This window comes from Metabacillus niabensis (genome assembly GCF_020524345.1).
GTDB lineage: Bacteria > Bacillota > Bacilli > Bacillales > Bacillaceae > Metabacillus > Metabacillus niabensis_B.
Window position 1 is genome coordinate 42,119 of record NZ_JAIVLH010000021.1, and the last position, 16,922, is coordinate 59,040.

The window sequence follows — 16,922 nt, forward strand, 5'->3', positions numbered from 1 at the left end:
GATGAAGTCTTCTAAAGGAGATAGGATTTTTAATGTATGCAATATAATAATTCTTGCTGTCGTTGCGTTGATTAGTCTTTTCCCAATTTATTATGTGTTTGTCGTTTCGTTTACAGATCCAACAGAGTATATCCAAAAGAACCTTGTTCTTTTCCCTGAGAATTGGTCTTTAGCATCTTATAAATATTTACTATCAACAGATGCATTTCTTAACTCAATAGGAGTTAGTACATTTTTAGCTGTTGTTGGTACATTTGTTAGTTTGCTTATTACATCGACGTTAGCTTATGCGCTGTCACGAAAAAGATTTCGTGGAAGAAGAATCATTCTACTATTCATTTTATTTACGATTCTGTTTAATCCGGGGATAATCCCGAATTATCTCCTCGTAAAAGAGATGGGATTGTTAAATAATATTTGGTCTGTCATCTTAGTATCGTTATCGAGCGGTTGGTATGTTATTTTGATGAAGGGATTCTTTGATTCAATTCCAGAAACATTGGTAGAAGCAGCAACAATTGATGGATGTAATGAGATTTCTGCATTCTTTAAAATTGTTCTGCCACTTTCACTTCCGGCGATTGCAGCATTTGGTTTATTCTTCGCTGTAGCGTATTGGAATCAATATTTCAATGCTTTACTTTATTTAAATGACTCTAGCAAATGGCCGATTCAGGTCTTGCTCCAAAATATGCTGATTGACGCTTCAACTAGCAGTCTAGGTGATGTGGATCCACTTGTTCAGCCACCACCAAGCCAAACTTTAAAAATGGCGGCAGTTATTATTGCGATTGCGCCGATTTTACTGGTGTATCCATTTTTACAAAAGCATTTTGCAAAAGGGGTAATGATTGGTTCGATTAAGGAGTGAACTAGATTTTATATATTTTAAAATCTTATTCATAAAAAAATGTAAAAAGGGGAGACAAAAGATGGGAAAAAGAAAGGTCAATTTGCTATTAGTCCTTACACTAGTATTCTCAATGATTTTGACAGCATGTTCTTCAGAGAAAAAATCATCGACTGAAGAGAGCGGGGGAGAGGGTCCGACTGAGATTCGTGTAATGAGTCACTTTTTTAATCCAACACCGCCATCTGATGACAGTGAAGTGAAAAAAGAGATTGAGAAAGCGACAAACACGAAGCTAAATATAGAATGGGTGTCAGCAAATAACTATGGAGATAAACTGAATGTTATGTTGGCATCTGGAGATTTACCTGATTTATTGTTAATTCCAGATCCCTTTCAACCAGTCTTTCGACAAGCAGCAGAGCAAGGTGCTTTTTGGGATGTTTCACCTTATATCAAAGATTATCCAAATCTAAATAAAACAATTGATCCAATTGCTTGGGACTTAACAAAAATGAATGGTGGAAATTTTGGTATACCGCGCCCGAGACCAACTGATGGAGAAACATTCTTTGTTCTTCGGAAAGATTGGTTGGATAATGTAGGATTAGACGTTCCAACGACATCCGATGAATTATATGAGGTTATGAAGGCGTTTACACAGAAAGATCCTGACCAAAATGGAAAAGATGATACAATTGGGATCGCAGGTCAAATTAATCCAACTGATATGGGAAGTTTAGGAAACTTTGAAGGGATTTTTACTGGAGCTACAGGAAATTGGAAAGAGGTCGATGGCGAGCTCGTTCATACAGCAACACTGCCGGAGATGAAAGATGCTCTTGAATTTTTAGCACGTGCATATAAAGAAAAACTAATTCCAGAGGATTTTGCTTCTATGCAAATCTCACAAGTAAAAGAAATGTTTCAAGGGAATAAAGCAGGTATAGTCAGTGAAAAAACTGGAGCTATGCAAGAAAACTTTGATCCGCTCTCTAAAATCGTAGAAGGTTTTGATTTTATGAATCTGTATCCTGTTACTAGTATCAATGATTATAACCCGAAAGGTGCAGGATTCTCAGGGGTGAATGCAATTCCTAAAAGTGTTCCAGAAGAAAAAATGAAGAAAATATTAGCTATGTTAGATCATTGGGTGGAAGAAGATGTGTTTTCTCTTCATAAACAGGGAATAGAGGGAGTCCACCATAAGGTTGAAAACGGAGAAGTGGTTGTTGATACTGAAAAAATGGTTAAGGATGCAGTGGCAGACTTTAATCAAATTCTGTACGTTTCTGATCCATATGCTAGTACAGTAAAACCAACATTCCCGGAAGAAGTGCAGAAATTTTATGCAGAGGTTCAAGATGAACGAGCCAAGAACAGTGTTGCAGATGTAAGCATTGGATTGTATTCTGAAACAGGACAAACGTACTTACCAGAATTAACGAAAAAAATAATGGACTTAAAAACGAAAATTATTTTAGGCAGAGAGCCTCTAAGTGCTTGGGATTCTTTTGTTACTGAACTTGAGGCTGATCAAAACTTTATTAAGCTAACAGAAGAAATGAATCAATCTTATAAAGAAAGATAATGGATTGAAAGAGAGGTTTTCACTGCTTTGTTTTAGCAAAACCTCTCTTTTTTGTATTAAGAAAATTCTGATTATGTGATACACTGAGTTTTATGTAAGCGCTTAGATTAAGGGGAGGGTTGAATATTGAAGAAACTGAAGGGGATGTTACATCATGTTATAAATTTCCGATCAAAAAGCTATTATCAAAAAAATTTAATTACACTATTAATTCTAGCCAGTTTACCAGGTATGATAATAGGCTTTGTTATGTTTGTTATTAGTAAAGCACATATTGAAGGTGAACTAAAGAAAATTCATGAAAACCATTTATATAGCACAATGAAAACAATTGAAGAACAGTTTTCATATGTAGAAGAATTAGTGGCACATTGGGCAGTAGATTCTACCTTTAAGGAAAATTATCAAGAAATAGATTTGGCTATTAAGTATAAAGAGATTCATGAATTATATCAATCACTTCTAATTATGGAGGGGTCAAACCACCTTATTGATCAAGTGGAACTATATATTAACAAACCAACACCATTAGTATTCACAAAGGACAGATACAGACATTTAGTACAAGCAGAGCAAATCAATGCTTTTGATCATTTTGTTAGAGGAGAACGTACACTATATTGGATAAAAAGTGAAGATCAGAAATACTCGCCTTTAAGGCTGGTACATAAAATACCAAGTGGTGTTGAACAGCCTTATGGAGCCATTATTGTCTCGTTAAATAAAGCAAAGATGGCGAATTTATTGAGGGCACCCTATGAAGAAGGAACTGCATTTTTATTAACAGGCAAGGGGCAGTGGTTATTTGGTAACAGCAGTAGAATGGAACCTTCTGGGATGGATCATGCTATTCTTAAAGAAGTAAAAAATCTTGAGAATACAACGGACACATTCTTATTTGAATGGAATCAATCTACTTATTCTGTCACATATGAAACTTTTACCCGGTTAGGAAATACCTGGATTTACGCATCAGCTGCACCACTATCAAGCATTACAGCACCTGTTTTAATCGTTTCAAAATGGATGATTGGAGTAAGTTTTGGAATACTCATTCTTGCTATTATTTTATCAATTATTGTTTCTAAAAGACTATATTCACCACTTGATCAATTACTCCAAAAACTAAATGAACATAAACATGAACATCCCCTTCCAAACGTCAATAATGAGTTTGAATTAATTGAAGAAAAATGGAATAACCTCTCAAAGGAAAGCCGTACACTAAAAACACAATTAGAATCCCAGCTGCCTTATATGCGAGAAGGATTTCTTTTGCAGCTTATTCATGGATATCTTTATTCGTTAAGTGAAGCTGAGCTAAAGGAACGTATGCAGAAATTCGGCTGGAAACAAGATGGATATAAATATTTGCCGATTTTTATCCAGTTATTTGGATACGGTAGATTAGAAGATACCGAAAAAGATGATGAGGGTCTGCTTACATTTGTTGCAGCTAATATTGTAGAAGATGTATTACAGGAAATTGATATGGATACTAGTGTCATTAATTTCCATGACCTTTCTTTAAGTGTTTTGTTCTTTATACCTAGAAACATGGACAAAAGTGAAGTAACAAAGAAACTAAATGAATTAATTCATAAAATCATTAGTGGAATTAACCATACAACACAAATGGATGTGTCAATTTGTATTGGTAGAATGACAAATTCAGTGAAGGCCATCCCGAATATTTTTGAGGAAACAAAAATATCACTAAGCTTCCGTAATCTGCAGGAGAGAAATCAGATAATTGAAATTGAAAACTTGGATTTATTGGACAAATCAGTTCATTTTGAGTATCCATTTGATGTAGAAAAGGAAATCGTCCACTCAATTCGTCTAAGGATGGAAAAGGATACAATGTCGCATTTGAAGAAGTTTGTCCAAATTCTTTCAAATGTAAATGAAGCGGTAATGAAACAAGGAATGTATCAATTATTAGGAAGAATTGTAGAAGTTGAAATGCAAGCAGGTCTTATGCCGAATACGGTATTCGAGGGAGCCAATTTATATGAGCAGCTTGGTCAGATTCGTGAGCCTGACGAAGTGGAGTTATGGTTTAAACATAAGGTTATCCTTCCACTTCTCGAACAACTCTCTCGAAAACAGGATGAACGAATGAAACAATTAATTGAAAAAGTCACATTTTTACTTCAGGAGAAGTATATGGAGGATATTTCATTGGACTACTGTGCAGATCAAGTGAATTTAAGTCCTTCACTTCTTAGTAAGGTATTTAAAGATATAGTAGGGTTGAATTTTATTGATTATCTAACAAATATTCGCTTATCGAAAGCAAAGGAACTTCTTGTTCATACAGATATGAAAATTAATGAAATTGCAGAAACAATCGGCTATAAAAATAGTTATTTTAACAGACTATTTAAAAAGCATGAGGGTTATACACCCGGGCAATATCGTGAAATGAAAAGGGATCAAGTTGGATAAAAAGCGAGTATGGGGATGAATTTCCCGCACTTTATTTTATTGTAAAAAGTGCAACTTTCATAAAAAAGTCCTATTGATTATAAAAAATGTACGATTGTTGGAAACGCTACCAAATTGTATAGTAAAGAGCAAAAGCGAAGGAGGATAATCAATGTCTAATGTGCAAATGAAGTTAGGTAATCCGGTGTTTACGAAACAAGACTTTCTCAACCCGAAGTCTTCCTATCGTGTTCAGCCTTTTTGGTTTTGGAACGGTGAGATGAAAGAAAGTGAAATTGAACATCAGATTAAGGAAATGGCAGATAAAGGAGTAGGCGGTTTTTTTATATGTCCACGACAAGGTTTAACGATTCCTTACCTGTCTGAAGAGTGGTTTGAAAAAGTGAAGTTTGCAGTTGAAACAGCGAAAAAATTTCAACTTGAGGTGTGGTTATATGATGAATATCCATATCCAAGTGGAATAGCTGGTGGAGAGGTTACATTAGAGCATCCGGAAGCCAAACAATATCAACTTGTCCATAAAGATATAAAGGTAGAGGGAGAAGAGTCCTGCAGCATTGATTTACCATGGGGACGAATTTTATCTGCTAGAGCTGTTCCAATAGATCCGACAACAGGAAAGCGACACTGGGATCAAGCCTATAATATTGAAGAATATATAGGGAATTATCAGGCGGAACCGGTGTTTCAAAGGACCGGCTTAACTGCATACAATCAAAAACGCTATTTTACTTATCAAACTAGGAAAAAATTAAACTGGCAGGCTCCTAAAGGTAATTGGGAGATACATTGTTTCTTAGAAGTGGAAATTGATGATTTTAAGTATTATGGAACTTTTGTTGATCCGTGTCATGAAGATGCGATAAAAACTTTTATTAATTTGACCCATAATCGCTATGCGAAGAAACTAGGTGAGGAATTAGGTCAGACGGTAAAAGGCATGTTTACAGATGAAACAGGTTTATTGGGGAAAATCCCCTGGAGTACTCAGCTCCTCACCTTTTTCAAACAAACAAAGGGCTATGATCTAAAAGATTATTTGCATGCTCTGATCGATGATCAAACAGATGAAACAGCTAAAGTTCGCTATGATTATTTCCAATCAATCCACCTTTTATTAAGAAAAACGTATCACAAGCAAATTCATGATTGGTGTGAAGAACATGGAATTCGATATGTTGCAGAAGTACCGTCTGTTCGAATGACTTCTCAAGCATATAGCCATGTACCAGGTGGTGATAGTGCTCACGAAAAGCTTGGCAGGTCTTTGCAGTGGATTCTTGATGAATACGGAACAAGCTTTAGAGCAAATCCGAAATTGGTCAGTTCCCTTGCTAATCAGCTTGGAAGAGAGCGAATCTTAATTGAATGTTTCCATAGTATCGGTTGGTCAATGACACTGCAGGATGCTAAGTGGATGTTAGATCGATTAGCAGCATTCGGAATTAATTTCTATAATTTCCATGCTTTTTTCTATACATTAGACGGATTGAAAAAGCACGATGCACCACCATCACAATTTCTTCAAAACCCATACTGGGAGCACTTTCGTTTGTTAGGAGATTATGCAGGACGACTTGGATATGTAATGAGCTGTGGTAAACCAATGCGGAACATTGCTGTTCTTGATCCGACAACAAGTTTATGGACACATATGGGAAACCCGTTCCACAGTTTTCAATATAGTGGAGATGAAAAGGAAGAAGAAAATCGATTAAATAAGCTGAAAAGGGATTGGGCCTCACTATGTCAGCAACTAACATTGCATTATAAAGACTATGATCACTTAGATCCGGAATTACTAGCTGAAGCGGTTGTGGACAGTGGGAAAATAAAGCTTGGAAATGCTGAATACTCAGTTCTTATTCTACCGCCACTTTCTAATATTGAAATAAAAGCATGGGAAAAAATTAAGGATTTTCTTGATCATGATGGAATTGTCATAGCCAATGGATTGCTTCCATTCGAAAGAATTCAAGATGATTTTCAATATGCTGAGATTCTGAACACTTTTGGCTTGGAAAAAAGTATAGAGACATTTTATTTTACGGATGAAACACAATCTATTGAATCTGAAAGATGGGTAAAAGGCACTGGCAATGCTTATTTTATACCGAAGAAAGAAATACAAGTGCAAACCCTGGTTACCTTATTAGATGAGTTTCTACATGAGAAGATTCAATTTGAACCGGTAGATAAGAGTAAGAGCTTTCTTGTTGAAAAGAGAATTCTGCAAGATGATTCCATTCTTGTATTTATGAGTAACCAAGAAGGTGGAGAGCATAAAGCATCCCTTTATTATCAACCATTAGATGATGGATATGATCATATGTTTCAAACATTAAATTTGGAAACTGGTCAAATTGATATGCTTCAAGCAGAAACAGAAGAAGAGAGCATAAAAGTTTCATTACATTTCAGTCCATACCAATCTCATTTAATTCAAATTACTAGAATTAAAAACGGGAATGAGGCAGAAACAAAGAGAGAAAATGATCAATTCATCTGGAATATAAAAGCAAATGAAGCATGGCAGATGAAGCCCTTGCAAGATAATATTATACGATTTGATACGTTTGATCTAAAGGTGAAAGGTGATCAAGAAGCACAATATACTAATTCCGGTTCAGAGGTTCACGTAAAAACCTTTATTGATCAATGTGCAGATCTCTCAGAGCAGCAAAATCTTCCATTAGCTTTTCATCAAGTATTTGGAACACCTATGAAAATGAACATCAAATATCCACTTTCATGTACTTATGAAAAGGTCTTCGACATCGAGGATCTGTCAGGTCATTGCTTTTTATTAATGGATAAAGAAGCAATTTCGGGTGAGTATCAAATATTGATAAACGATACGGCTGTATCTGAGTGTAAGAATCAGTTCGTCTATGATCATCGTAATCAAACATGTGATATTACTGCCCTTCTGCAAAAGGGTCAAAATACACTTCGAGTTAACGTCACACTTCATCATGATGCTGATGGAGTAGTTGATCCGTTGTACTTACTTGGTCATTTTGGCGTCACTTTCGATTCAAAGGGTCGTCCAGTCATGACGAAAATTGATCTAAACACGACGACGCCGATTCAGCATGGACCACTTCTGCAGCATCCTTATTACGCCGGAAAGACGTTATTGAAGCGGAAAGAAACAATAGAAAATATTCCGCTAACTGAATACTTCACTCTTCATTTGAGTGAGTTAGATAAGAACTTTCATGACTGTCTAGAAGTTATGGTAAATGGCTATTCACTTGGAGTCCGAGCTTGGACACCTTATCAATGGGAAGGACCAACATCGATTCTTCAGCTCGGAGAAAATAAAATTGAAATTAAAGTTACGAACACACTAATTGGCCTATTAGAAGGTAAAACATTTGATTATGACACACACACGTTAAGAAATGTGAACGAATTGTTATGAACTCATGACAATGTAAAAATTGAAAAACAAGAGCATGAAAATCTAGCAGAGGTAATAAAGTGAAATGACATATAAAATGAATAGATAAGGAGTTTTTATTGTGAAAAAATACGTGTTAGTAGGTACAGGTGGAAGAGCAGAGTTTTTTTACGGAGCCATTGTGCGAGACTTTAAAGAAACATGTCAGCTGGTAGCCCTTTGTGACTTGAATCAAACGAGAATGGATTATGCAAATCGTTTATTAGAAGAAAGATATGATCATCCTCAAATTAACACATACTTACACACAGAGTTCGAACAGATGATTGACAAGGAAAAGCCGGATACTGTGGTTGTTACTTCCGTTGACCGTACCCACCATACGTACATTATAAAAGCATTGGAGCTAGGATGTGATGTAGTTACCGAAAAGCCAATGACGGTTGATGCGGAGAAATGTCAGGCCATTATTGATACGGTGAATAAAACTGAAAAGGAAGTTCGCGTCGCCTTTAATTACCGCTATGCTCCTCATAACACAAAGCTTAGAGAGCTTATTATGAATGATGTGATTGGTCAAGTAAACTCAGTGAATTTTGAATGGGCATTGGATACACAGCATGGTGCAGACTACTTCCGCAGATGGCACCGTGATAAGCGGAATAGCGGGGGGCTTCTTGTACATAAATCCACTCACCATTTTGATTTGGTTAATTTTTGGTTGGGGACAACACCTGAAACAGTTTATGCAGCGGGCGGATTACGATTTTATGGGAGGGAAAATGCTGAATCAAGAGGGATAACCCACTTTTACCAACGTGCACATGGAAGCAAGTTTGCTAAGGAAGACCCATTCGCAATTGACTTGGAAGGAAATCCGCATTTAAAGGCTATGTACTTGGATGCAGAAATTGAAGATGGCTATCAACGAGATCAAAGTGTATTCGGTGATGGAATAAACATCGAGGATACACTAGGCGTGATGGTAACGTATAAGAATAAGGCGATTCTCAATTATTCCTTAAATGCTTATCTTCCATGGGAAGGATATATGGTATCCTTCAATGGTACAAAAGGTAGAATTGAAGTCCGAATTCGTGAGCAATCATATATTAATTCAGGCGGAAGCAAGGATGAGGAAGGAAAGGTTCAAGAAAAATCGATTATGGTCATGCCTATGTTCGGTCAGCCTTATGAAGTAGAAGTAAATGAAGGAAAAGGCGGACACGGAGGTGGAGACCCTATTCTTTTACAAGATATCTTCGGAACTCCTGTAAAAGATGAATTTAATCGTGCGGCTACACACGTTGATGGTGCGATGTCGATTTTAACTGGAATTGCCGGAAACATCTCTCTAAGCACTGGTCAACCGGTGAAAGTTGATGAGTTAATAAAGCTAAGCTGATGTAGGGTAAGTAATCACAGAATAGAAGTAGATTGAAAGGGGAGCCAGCAAAAATGGCTCTTTTTTTTTAGGTTTTTCGGAGAATTTCAGTATTTCGTTTCGGAAGGCGCAAATAATTTGTGAATAGACACAATATGATTTTCGGTGTAAATCGTAGGAGGTTTATTTATGATTAAATTGTATTAAAAATGTGGAAAAATAGCCCAATTGGTCGAGAAATTGAATTATTTGTAAGGGAAGGGGTGAGGAGAATCATGGATCAAAAGGTATTTATAACCGGGATGACAGTATTAACGAGCTATGGTAGTAATCGTCAAGAGCTGCAAAGAATAATTAATAATGATAACCCTCGAGGTGATGAAATAAGTCCTCAGAGCTGGATTTCAGAGGAGCGCCAAATCCCTATTAGAGGATATAAATGCAGCGATAGTATGATAGATGCTCTATTAGAGGGAATTCAAACAAGAAGCATGGATCGCTTCTCAAAATTAAACGTTGCAGCAGTGAAATTAGCATTACAGGAAGCCTTGTTAGAAGATGGGTCTGAAAATACAGGATATTTGATGAGTACGACCTTTGGACCATGGCAGTCGACAAATAAATATACTAAGGAATTAGTCCATGAAGGTCCAATAAATGCAAGTCCGAGGTTATTTCCAAATACTGTTTTGAATTCTGCACAGGGACAGGTAGCTAAACAATTTAAATTAAAGGGAGTCTCTTCCACTATAACAGGTGTATCTTCCATCCCATATGCATATAGTTTAATTCGAAAAGGAGCAGCTGAAAGAATTCTTGTTGCAGGTGCAGAAGAGCTAAACGAAAACATGATGGAAGCATTTCAAGAGCTTGGAAGTCCAGTGGTTCATGGTGAAGGTGTCGGGGTACTGCTGCTTGAATCTGAAAAAAGTGCTAGACACAGACATGCAACAATATATGGTGAAATATTGGATTATGAAATGTTATGTGATACAAACATGAAAAATTGGTTTGAAAGTGCAGATGCAAATGGCAGGACATTAATCCAAGTATTAAGCCGTTTGGAATCTAGAAGAGTACCTGATTCGATTGCTGATTTAAAAGTTCTTATTTCTGGAAGAAATGGATCTAAAGCATTAAGTGCAGCTGAAGATACATCATTTCGTGAGATATACAGTGAAAGGTTAAGAACTCAAATAAAGGTAGTGTCCCCAAAAAATATTTTAGGTGAAACCTTTGGAGCATCAAGTGTACTAAGTACTATTACTGCCCTTCAAAGCTTAGAAAATAAAAATGACGAAGCGATCATTGTTAACCATGAAATTGGCGGAAATCAAATCGCTTTAAGAATTAGAAAGGGAGAAGTTGAATGAGTGAAAAGAAAGTAGCGATTGTCACTGGAGCTTCACGAGGGATTGGTAAAGCTATAGCTTTGCGCCTTGCAAAAGACAATTTTATGGTTGTAATAAATTATAACAAAAGCCGTGAAGATGCTGAAAAAGTACTGGAATCTATTAAAGAAATTGGTGGAGAAGGGTTACTATTCCAAGGTTCTGTTACAGATAGGAATGTAATGGATCGAATGGTTAAAGAGGTTGTTAATCAGTTCGGGAGAATTGATCTTTTAGTTAATAATGCGGGTGTTCTTCGTCCTAAATATCTCATGATGACAAAACTTGATGAGTGGGAAGAAACGATCGCGACTAATTTAACAGGTCCCTTTTACTGTATCAAGTCTGTTCTACGCTCTATGATCGAGCAAAGATCTGGGCGAATTATAAACATGAGCTCTGTGGCAAGTTTAAGTGGTATTCCTGGACAATCCTCATATGCAGCCAGCAAATCAGGGATGAATGGAATGACTAGAGTACTAGCAAAAGAATTATCAAACTATGGAATCTTAATAAATTCCATTGCACCCGGCTTCATTGAAACTGATATGACAGGGGACTTTCCGGAAACTGCTTTAAAGGAATACAAAAATAGTATTCCTCTGAAAAGGTTTGGACATGGTGAGGATGTTGCAAATCTCGTTTCATTCTTAGCTTCGGAACAAGCCAGCTATATTACTGGACAAGTCATTGCAGTTGATGGTGGGCTGTCTGCTTAACTTATAAAGAAAGCTATAAAGTTTTCTTAATAATATAAAAAACATATTTGGAGGAGAAAAAAATGGAAAAAACATTAGAAACAAAAGTAAAGGAATGTATTATTGATCGTTTGGATTTACAAATGAGTCCTGAGGAAATTTTAGATGATGCCCCCTTATTCGGAGAAGGCTTAGGTTTAGACTCCCTGGATTCCTTAGAACTTGTAATAGCTATTGGTAAAAACTTTGATGTCGAAATTAATGATGATGAATACCATGTTTTATCGACAGTAGAATCAATTTGCGAGTTTATAAGAGAAAAAACACTTGAAAGAATATAAAAAGCAATAAACTCTGGTCACCTTCCTCTTACTAAATTAGCAAGGGGGAAGGTGGTCTGTCTTTTTTACCAGTTTAGGAGACATTTTGAAATGAATGAAACGAGAGGGGGATTAATATGAGAAAAAGAACTGTCATAACAGGTATTGGAATTTTATCTTCCATTGGTAATGGAAAGGAACAATTTATTAACGGACTAGTTGAAGGTGTATGTGGAACCGACCGTGTTCGTTCATTTGATATTGAGGAATATCCTGTTCAAATGGGTGCTGAAATCAAGGACTTTCATACTGAAAATTACGGTGTATTTGATCTTCAGAATGAGGATACAACTGTTCAAAAGGCAGTATGTGCTGTTAAGGAAGCTTTAGATGATTCAGGAATCTTAAGTCACTATGAACCTTTTGATATAGGTGTTTCTGTTGCCACTTCTCTGGGGGGGGTAACTTCGAGAGAAAATTATTATAGAGATATAAAGGCTGGTAGAGCAGCAGATCCGAGTCTTTTATTAAAAGTACCTACATCTTGTATTGCAGGGAATATTAGTGAGTACTTTGGTGTGAATGGACCTAATTATACGGTTGTTACAGCCTGTGCTGCTGGTGGTAATGCACTTGGTATAGCAAAAGACCTTATTAGTGAAGGTAAAGTGAAAGCTATGATTGCAGGTGGTGTAGATCCTTTTTCTGCAGTTTCATTCAGCGGGTTTACAGTATTAAGGTCATTATCCAAAAGTTATACACGTCCCTTTAATAAGGATAGAGATGGACTAACGCTTGGAGAAGCTTCAGCCTTCTTAATTCTTGAGGAAATGGAAAGTGCCATAGAAAGAGGTGCTCATATTTATGCTGAACTTCTCGGTTATGGGATAAGCAATGATGCGTACCATATGACATCACCTGATCCAAATGGAGGAGGTGCCTATCGCTCCATGACGATGGCATTAGAAGAAGCTGGTCTTTTACCACAGCATATCAGCTATGTTAATGCACATGGTACCGGGACTCCATACAATGACCAAATGGAATTAGCAACGATTGAAAAAGTCTTTGGTGAATCGTTAATAAATATTCCTATTAGTTCTTCGAAATCACAGTTTGGGCATACTCTTGGGACCGCTGGAGCTATTGAAGCAATTGTGTGTGCATTAGCAATTTCAAATAATTTTACGCCTCCAACGATCCATTCAACAGACCCGATTAATCATCAGTATAATTTTGTTCAAAATAAAAGCCAAAAACAAGAAGTGAACTATGCCCTTTCTAATTCTTTTGCTTTTGGAGGCAATACCGCGACCCTTGTGCTTGGAAAGTCTCCGAGGGATAAAAAATGAATAATTTACTAGACGGTTTTTACGTCACACATGATATTCAGTTTCATGAAGTGGACTCTATGAATATCGTCCATCACAGTCAATACATATTATGGTTGGAAAAAGCTCGATTTGCTTTGGCCAGGAAAACATTAAATTTTGGTATGAAGGATTTTGAACGGAATGGAATTCTTTTGCCAGTAACGAAAGTAGAGTGTAAATACTTGCGGTCTATTAAATTAGACCAACCCATTCGTATCTACGTTAAACTCGTAGAATCAGAAAGTGCACTGGTTAAATTCATTTACGAAGTATATGAGGAGGACACACAGATTAAGTTTGCTGAAGCAACCACGGAGCAAGCATTTGTGAATAAATACGGGAAGTTACTTCTTAATCAACCGGAGCTATGGGTTGAAGGAGTGAAGAAGATCAAAACAGATTTTCCTACTTATATAGTAGGGCAATAGAAAATCACCATAAATTTGTTAGGATGTAAAAAAATAGGAGTGGAAGCATGTTTAAGTATGTCATCCAAAATGTTCGTAGACGAAAAGTAAGAACATTACTAACGATACTAGGGATTGCGGTTTGTATTCAAATGTTTACGATTATTAGTTCAATAATCGATTATACGATTTCTGATTTAGAAGGAGAAATGTCAAAATACGCGGGGCAAATGTACGTAAAGGCAAAGAGTGTCTCCAGCAGTACAGGGGAAACATTTCCTCCTATGAATAGCTCTATTTTACAAGATGACGGTGACCAGGTATTGGAGAATTTTGGAGAAGACATTCAACAGGATTTAAGTACACCTGTCATTTTTAACATGATTGCCGGCCCAGCAGGACCAAATATGCCGCCACAGGCATTAGCTGTAGGGGTAACCCCTGGGAAAGAACAGGCATATACAGGTGAGGATGTAAAGGTAGAAAGTGGTTCCTTGGAATTGAAACAAGGAGAAAAGCAGGTAGTGCTTGGATCAGATGCAGCAGCCTTTTTTAAGGTGGATAAGCTTGGTGACTCTATTCAACTGTCTGGTGAGACATACACAGTAAGCGGATTGCTGGAATCGGCAAATCGCGTTGTCAATCCGTTGGTTCTGCTATCTGTTGAAGATGCAAAAGAAACCTTTTCTCTTGCTGATACTTACTCGACTGTTCTATTAACAGTAAAAAAATTGGATGATATTGAACTAATATCTAAAGAAATTACATCAGATAATAACAAATTAGAAGTAATGACACAAGAGGGAATAGCTGAAAATATAAACAGTTCTTTACAGGGAACAAAAATGTTCATGTCAACTATTCTAATTACCGTTGTAGGAGTAGCAGTAATTGTAATATTGATCGTGATGGTTCTGGCGATTATGGAACGAACAAAGGAAATTGGAGTTCTCCGTGCGATCGGTGCCTCAAAGCGTGAAATTATGAGCTCGGTTCTTCTAGAATCTTTAATTATGAGTTCTATTGGAGGGACTATTGGGGTCGGATTGGGTTTCTTAGTCCTACTCTTTGTATTTCAGGCACCATACTTCTTCACCAATCAGATTGCCTTTTTGGCTGTTGGAATGTCCATTTTAATTGGAGTTCTTTCAAGTTTATATCCAAGTTTTAGGGCTGTTAAGATTCATCCACAGGAGGCACTCCGTTATGAGTAAAAATGAAGCAATCATTCATGCGAAAAATTTAACCCGAAGATTCAAAATGGGAAATGTTGATGTTATTCCCTTAAAAAATGTTTCTTTTGACATCCCAAAAGGAAGTTTTACAACTATTATTGGACCATCGGGATCCGGGAAAAGTACGTTGCTTAATCTACTCGGGTTAGTTGACAGTCCAACCACTGGTGAATTGTATATAAATGGTTTGAAGGTTCATGAACAATCAGATCTTCAGCTTACAAAATTGAGAGCGAAGTATATTGGATTTATCTTTCAAAGCTTTCATTTAATTCCGGTTCTTAATGTGCTTGATAATGTCATGTTACAACTTTCGTTTAGTGATCTACCAAAAAGTGAACATAAATTGGCAGCAATTGATGCCTTAGAACAAGTTGGTTTAGGTGATAAACTTCGTAATTATCCTAATGATCTGTCGGGTGGTCAGCGTCAACGTGTATCGATTGCAAGAGCAATAGCGAAGAAACCTGAGATCATTTTGGCTGATGAACCAACAGGAAGTTTAGATAGTAAAACGGGTGAGGGTATCATTTCTATTATTGAAGAGTTACACAAACTGGGTAAAACAATCATTATGGTTACTCATGACCTGGATATAGCAGCAAGAGCAGAAACCCAGCTTGTATTAAGAGATGGTGAAATTAGAGAAACAAGAACCAAAGATCAGATAGAATTAATGAAAGTTTATTAAATAGTGCTTATATACAAATCTAGTTATCTATATACCAGAAAAGAGGTCCGGTAATGAAAGCTATAAAAGATACGATAAATGTTGGTGTTATTGGGTGCGGTTCAATTGCAAAGTTTAGACATTTACCAGAATTGGATGCACATCCACATGCAAACATTGAGGCAGTTTGTGATGCAAATGAAGACCGGGCTGCAAAGCTGGCACGATTATATAAGTCGAAATATTATTTAGATTATCAAGAATTATTAGAAGACAGCAATATAGATGCGGTGATTATATGCCTGCCGCACCATTTGCATGCAAAGGTAGCGGTTGAAGCAGCTAATGCCGGAAAAGATATTCTCTGTGAAAAACCAATTGCAACAACTCTTGAAGAAGCAGAACAAATGGTTGAGGCTGCAAAGAGCAATAATATCAAACTGATGATTGGACATAATCAACGATTTGCACCTTCTCATCAGCAGGCAAAAGAGATACTTGATTCAGGAAAACTGGGCAAGGTCACCTCATTCAAAACGACCTTTGGCCATTCAGGACCGGAAAATTGGAGTATCGAAGGGAAAGATAGTTTTTACTTTACTAATGATACTATTCCTTTTGGTGTGATGGGGGACCTCGCTATACATAAGATTGATTTACTCCATTATTTACTAGGTGAGTTAATTACACATGTAACAGCAATGACTGGAACATTTCAAAAGCCAACTAACCATGAAGATTCATCCATACTGCTGGTTCGTACAAACAGTGGAGCAATAGGAACGGTTACAGCCAGTTGGACTTATTCAATGCAGGAAAACGCAACTGTTTTATATTGTGAAAATGGTGTTATCCGGATGGAGGAAGGCGGAGAATACCCTCTGATGATTCAGTATAATAACAAGAATGCAGTTTATTATAAGCTTGGAGACCTAATGACATATGAAAGGAAGGAACCTGAGAAAAGCGGGGTTGTCTTTTCATTTATTAATAGTTTGCTAGATCATCAGAAAATGTCGATTACCGGTGAAGATGGATACAATGCACTTTGTGTTGTTTTATCAGCTATAGAAGCGGAGAAGACGCAATCAATTGTGCAGGTGACTACGAGGATGAAACAAGCAGTCCACTAATAGGATAAGAAAG

The 16,922-nt window shown here is 36.8% G+C and carries 13 protein-coding genes; all 13 read left to right on the forward strand.

Translation table 11 applies throughout. The features are described from left to right. Position 1: 1 nt before the first annotated feature. The 13 genes from LC095_RS20485 to LC095_RS20545 all read left to right on the forward strand — a co-directional run bounded on the left by LC095_RS20485 (position 2) and on the right by LC095_RS20545 (position 16,909). Positions 2 to 871: a carbohydrate ABC transporter permease gene (locus LC095_RS20485; protein WP_226529934.1), complete on the forward strand. Its 870-nt coding sequence runs from the start codon at positions 2 to 4 to the stop codon at positions 869 to 871. A 61-nt stretch (positions 872 to 932) separates the two neighbouring features. Next, the gene (locus LC095_RS20490; RefSeq protein ID WP_226529935.1) at positions 933 to 2,441 is read left to right on the forward strand and encodes an extracellular solute-binding protein; all 1,509 of its coding nucleotides are present in this window, start codon (positions 933 to 935) and stop codon (positions 2,439 to 2,441) included. A gap of 126 nt (positions 2,442 to 2,567) precedes the next feature. Continuing rightward, positions 2,568 to 4,892: a helix-turn-helix transcriptional regulator gene (locus tag LC095_RS20495; RefSeq protein ID WP_226529936.1), complete on the forward strand. Its 2,325-nt coding sequence runs from the start codon at positions 2,568 to 2,570 to the stop codon at positions 4,890 to 4,892. A gap of 151 nt (positions 4,893 to 5,043) precedes the next feature. Continuing rightward, positions 5,044 to 8,319 (forward strand): glycosyl hydrolase, encoded by a 3,276-nt coding sequence (locus tag LC095_RS20500; protein WP_226529937.1) that lies wholly within the window; start codon positions 5,044 to 5,046, stop codon positions 8,317 to 8,319. A gap of 97 nt (positions 8,320 to 8,416) precedes the next feature. Beyond that, a complete protein-coding gene (locus LC095_RS20505; protein WP_226529990.1) occupies positions 8,417 to 9,703 on the forward strand; it encodes a Gfo/Idh/MocA family oxidoreductase in 1,287 nt (428 codons plus the stop codon). 188 nt (positions 9,704 to 9,891) lie between these two features. Further along, positions 9,892 to 11,055 (forward strand): beta-ketoacyl synthase N-terminal-like domain-containing protein, encoded by a 1,164-nt coding sequence (locus LC095_RS20510; RefSeq protein WP_226529938.1) that lies wholly within the window; start codon positions 9,892 to 9,894, stop codon positions 11,053 to 11,055. Then, on the forward strand, positions 11,052 to 11,792 hold the full coding sequence (locus LC095_RS20515) for a 3-oxoacyl-ACP reductase family protein (RefSeq protein ID WP_226529939.1): 741 nt from the start codon (positions 11,052 to 11,054) through the stop codon (positions 11,790 to 11,792). The genes LC095_RS20510 and LC095_RS20515 overlap by 4 nt, the downstream gene beginning before the upstream one ends. Before the next feature lie 62 nt (positions 11,793 to 11,854). Further along, positions 11,855 to 12,112 carry a phosphopantetheine-binding protein gene (locus LC095_RS20520; protein WP_216772556.1) on the forward strand — a complete coding sequence of 86 codons (258 nt, stop codon included), beginning with the start codon at positions 11,855 to 11,857 and terminating at the stop codon, positions 12,110 to 12,112. A 116-nt stretch (positions 12,113 to 12,228) separates the two neighbouring features. Continuing rightward, the gene (locus LC095_RS20525) at positions 12,229 to 13,443 is read left to right on the forward strand and encodes a beta-ketoacyl-[acyl-carrier-protein] synthase family protein (protein WP_226529940.1); all 1,215 of its coding nucleotides are present in this window, start codon (positions 12,229 to 12,231) and stop codon (positions 13,441 to 13,443) included. Next, the gene (locus LC095_RS20530) at positions 13,440 to 13,892 is read left to right on the forward strand and encodes an acyl-CoA thioesterase (protein WP_226529941.1); all 453 of its coding nucleotides are present in this window, start codon (positions 13,440 to 13,442) and stop codon (positions 13,890 to 13,892) included. The genes LC095_RS20525 and LC095_RS20530 overlap by 4 nt, the downstream gene beginning before the upstream one ends. A gap of 47 nt (positions 13,893 to 13,939) precedes the next feature. Further along, positions 13,940 to 15,085, forward strand: coding sequence for an ABC transporter permease (locus LC095_RS20535; RefSeq protein WP_226529942.1), 1,146 nt, complete (start codon positions 13,940 to 13,942; stop codon positions 15,083 to 15,085). Further along, a complete protein-coding gene (locus LC095_RS20540) occupies positions 15,078 to 15,797 on the forward strand; it encodes an ABC transporter ATP-binding protein (protein WP_226529943.1) in 720 nt (239 codons plus the stop codon). Before LC095_RS20535 ends, LC095_RS20540 begins: the two co-directional genes overlap by 8 nt. Before the next feature lie 53 nt (positions 15,798 to 15,850). Beyond that, the gene (locus LC095_RS20545; protein ID WP_226529944.1) at positions 15,851 to 16,909 is read left to right on the forward strand and encodes a Gfo/Idh/MocA family protein; all 1,059 of its coding nucleotides are present in this window, start codon (positions 15,851 to 15,853) and stop codon (positions 16,907 to 16,909) included. The last annotated feature ends 13 nt before the right edge of the window (positions 16,910 to 16,922 follow it).

Bases quoted from the DNA above. Each gene is read 5' to 3' on its own strand.
- LC095_RS20540 (WP_226529943.1), top strand. From the start codon at position 15,078: ATGAGTAAAAATGAAGCAATCATTCATGCGAAAAATTTAACCCGAAGA.
- LC095_RS20545 (WP_226529944.1), top strand. From the start codon at position 15,851: ATGAAAGCTATAAAAGATACGATAAATGTTGGTGTTATTGGGTGCGGT.
- LC095_RS20485 (WP_226529934.1), top strand. From the start codon at position 2: ATGAAGTCTTCTAAAGGAGATAGGATTTTTAATGTATGCAATATAATA.
- LC095_RS20530 (WP_226529941.1), top strand. From the start codon at position 13,440: ATGAATAATTTACTAGACGGTTTTTACGTCACACATGATATTCAGTTT.
- LC095_RS20500 (WP_226529937.1), top strand. From the start codon at position 5,044: ATGTCTAATGTGCAAATGAAGTTAGGTAATCCGGTGTTTACGAAACAA.
- LC095_RS20490 (WP_226529935.1), top strand. From the start codon at position 933: ATGGGAAAAAGAAAGGTCAATTTGCTATTAGTCCTTACACTAGTATTC.
- LC095_RS20525 (WP_226529940.1), top strand. From the start codon at position 12,229: ATGAGAAAAAGAACTGTCATAACAGGTATTGGAATTTTATCTTCCATT.
- LC095_RS20515 (WP_226529939.1), top strand. From the start codon at position 11,052: ATGAGTGAAAAGAAAGTAGCGATTGTCACTGGAGCTTCACGAGGGATT.
- LC095_RS20520 (WP_216772556.1), top strand. From the start codon at position 11,855: ATGGAAAAAACATTAGAAACAAAAGTAAAGGAATGTATTATTGATCGT.
- LC095_RS20510 (WP_226529938.1), top strand. From the start codon at position 9,892: ATGTGGAAAAATAGCCCAATTGGTCGAGAAATTGAATTATTTGTAAGG.
- LC095_RS20535 (WP_226529942.1), top strand. From the start codon at position 13,940: ATGTTTAAGTATGTCATCCAAAATGTTCGTAGACGAAAAGTAAGAACA.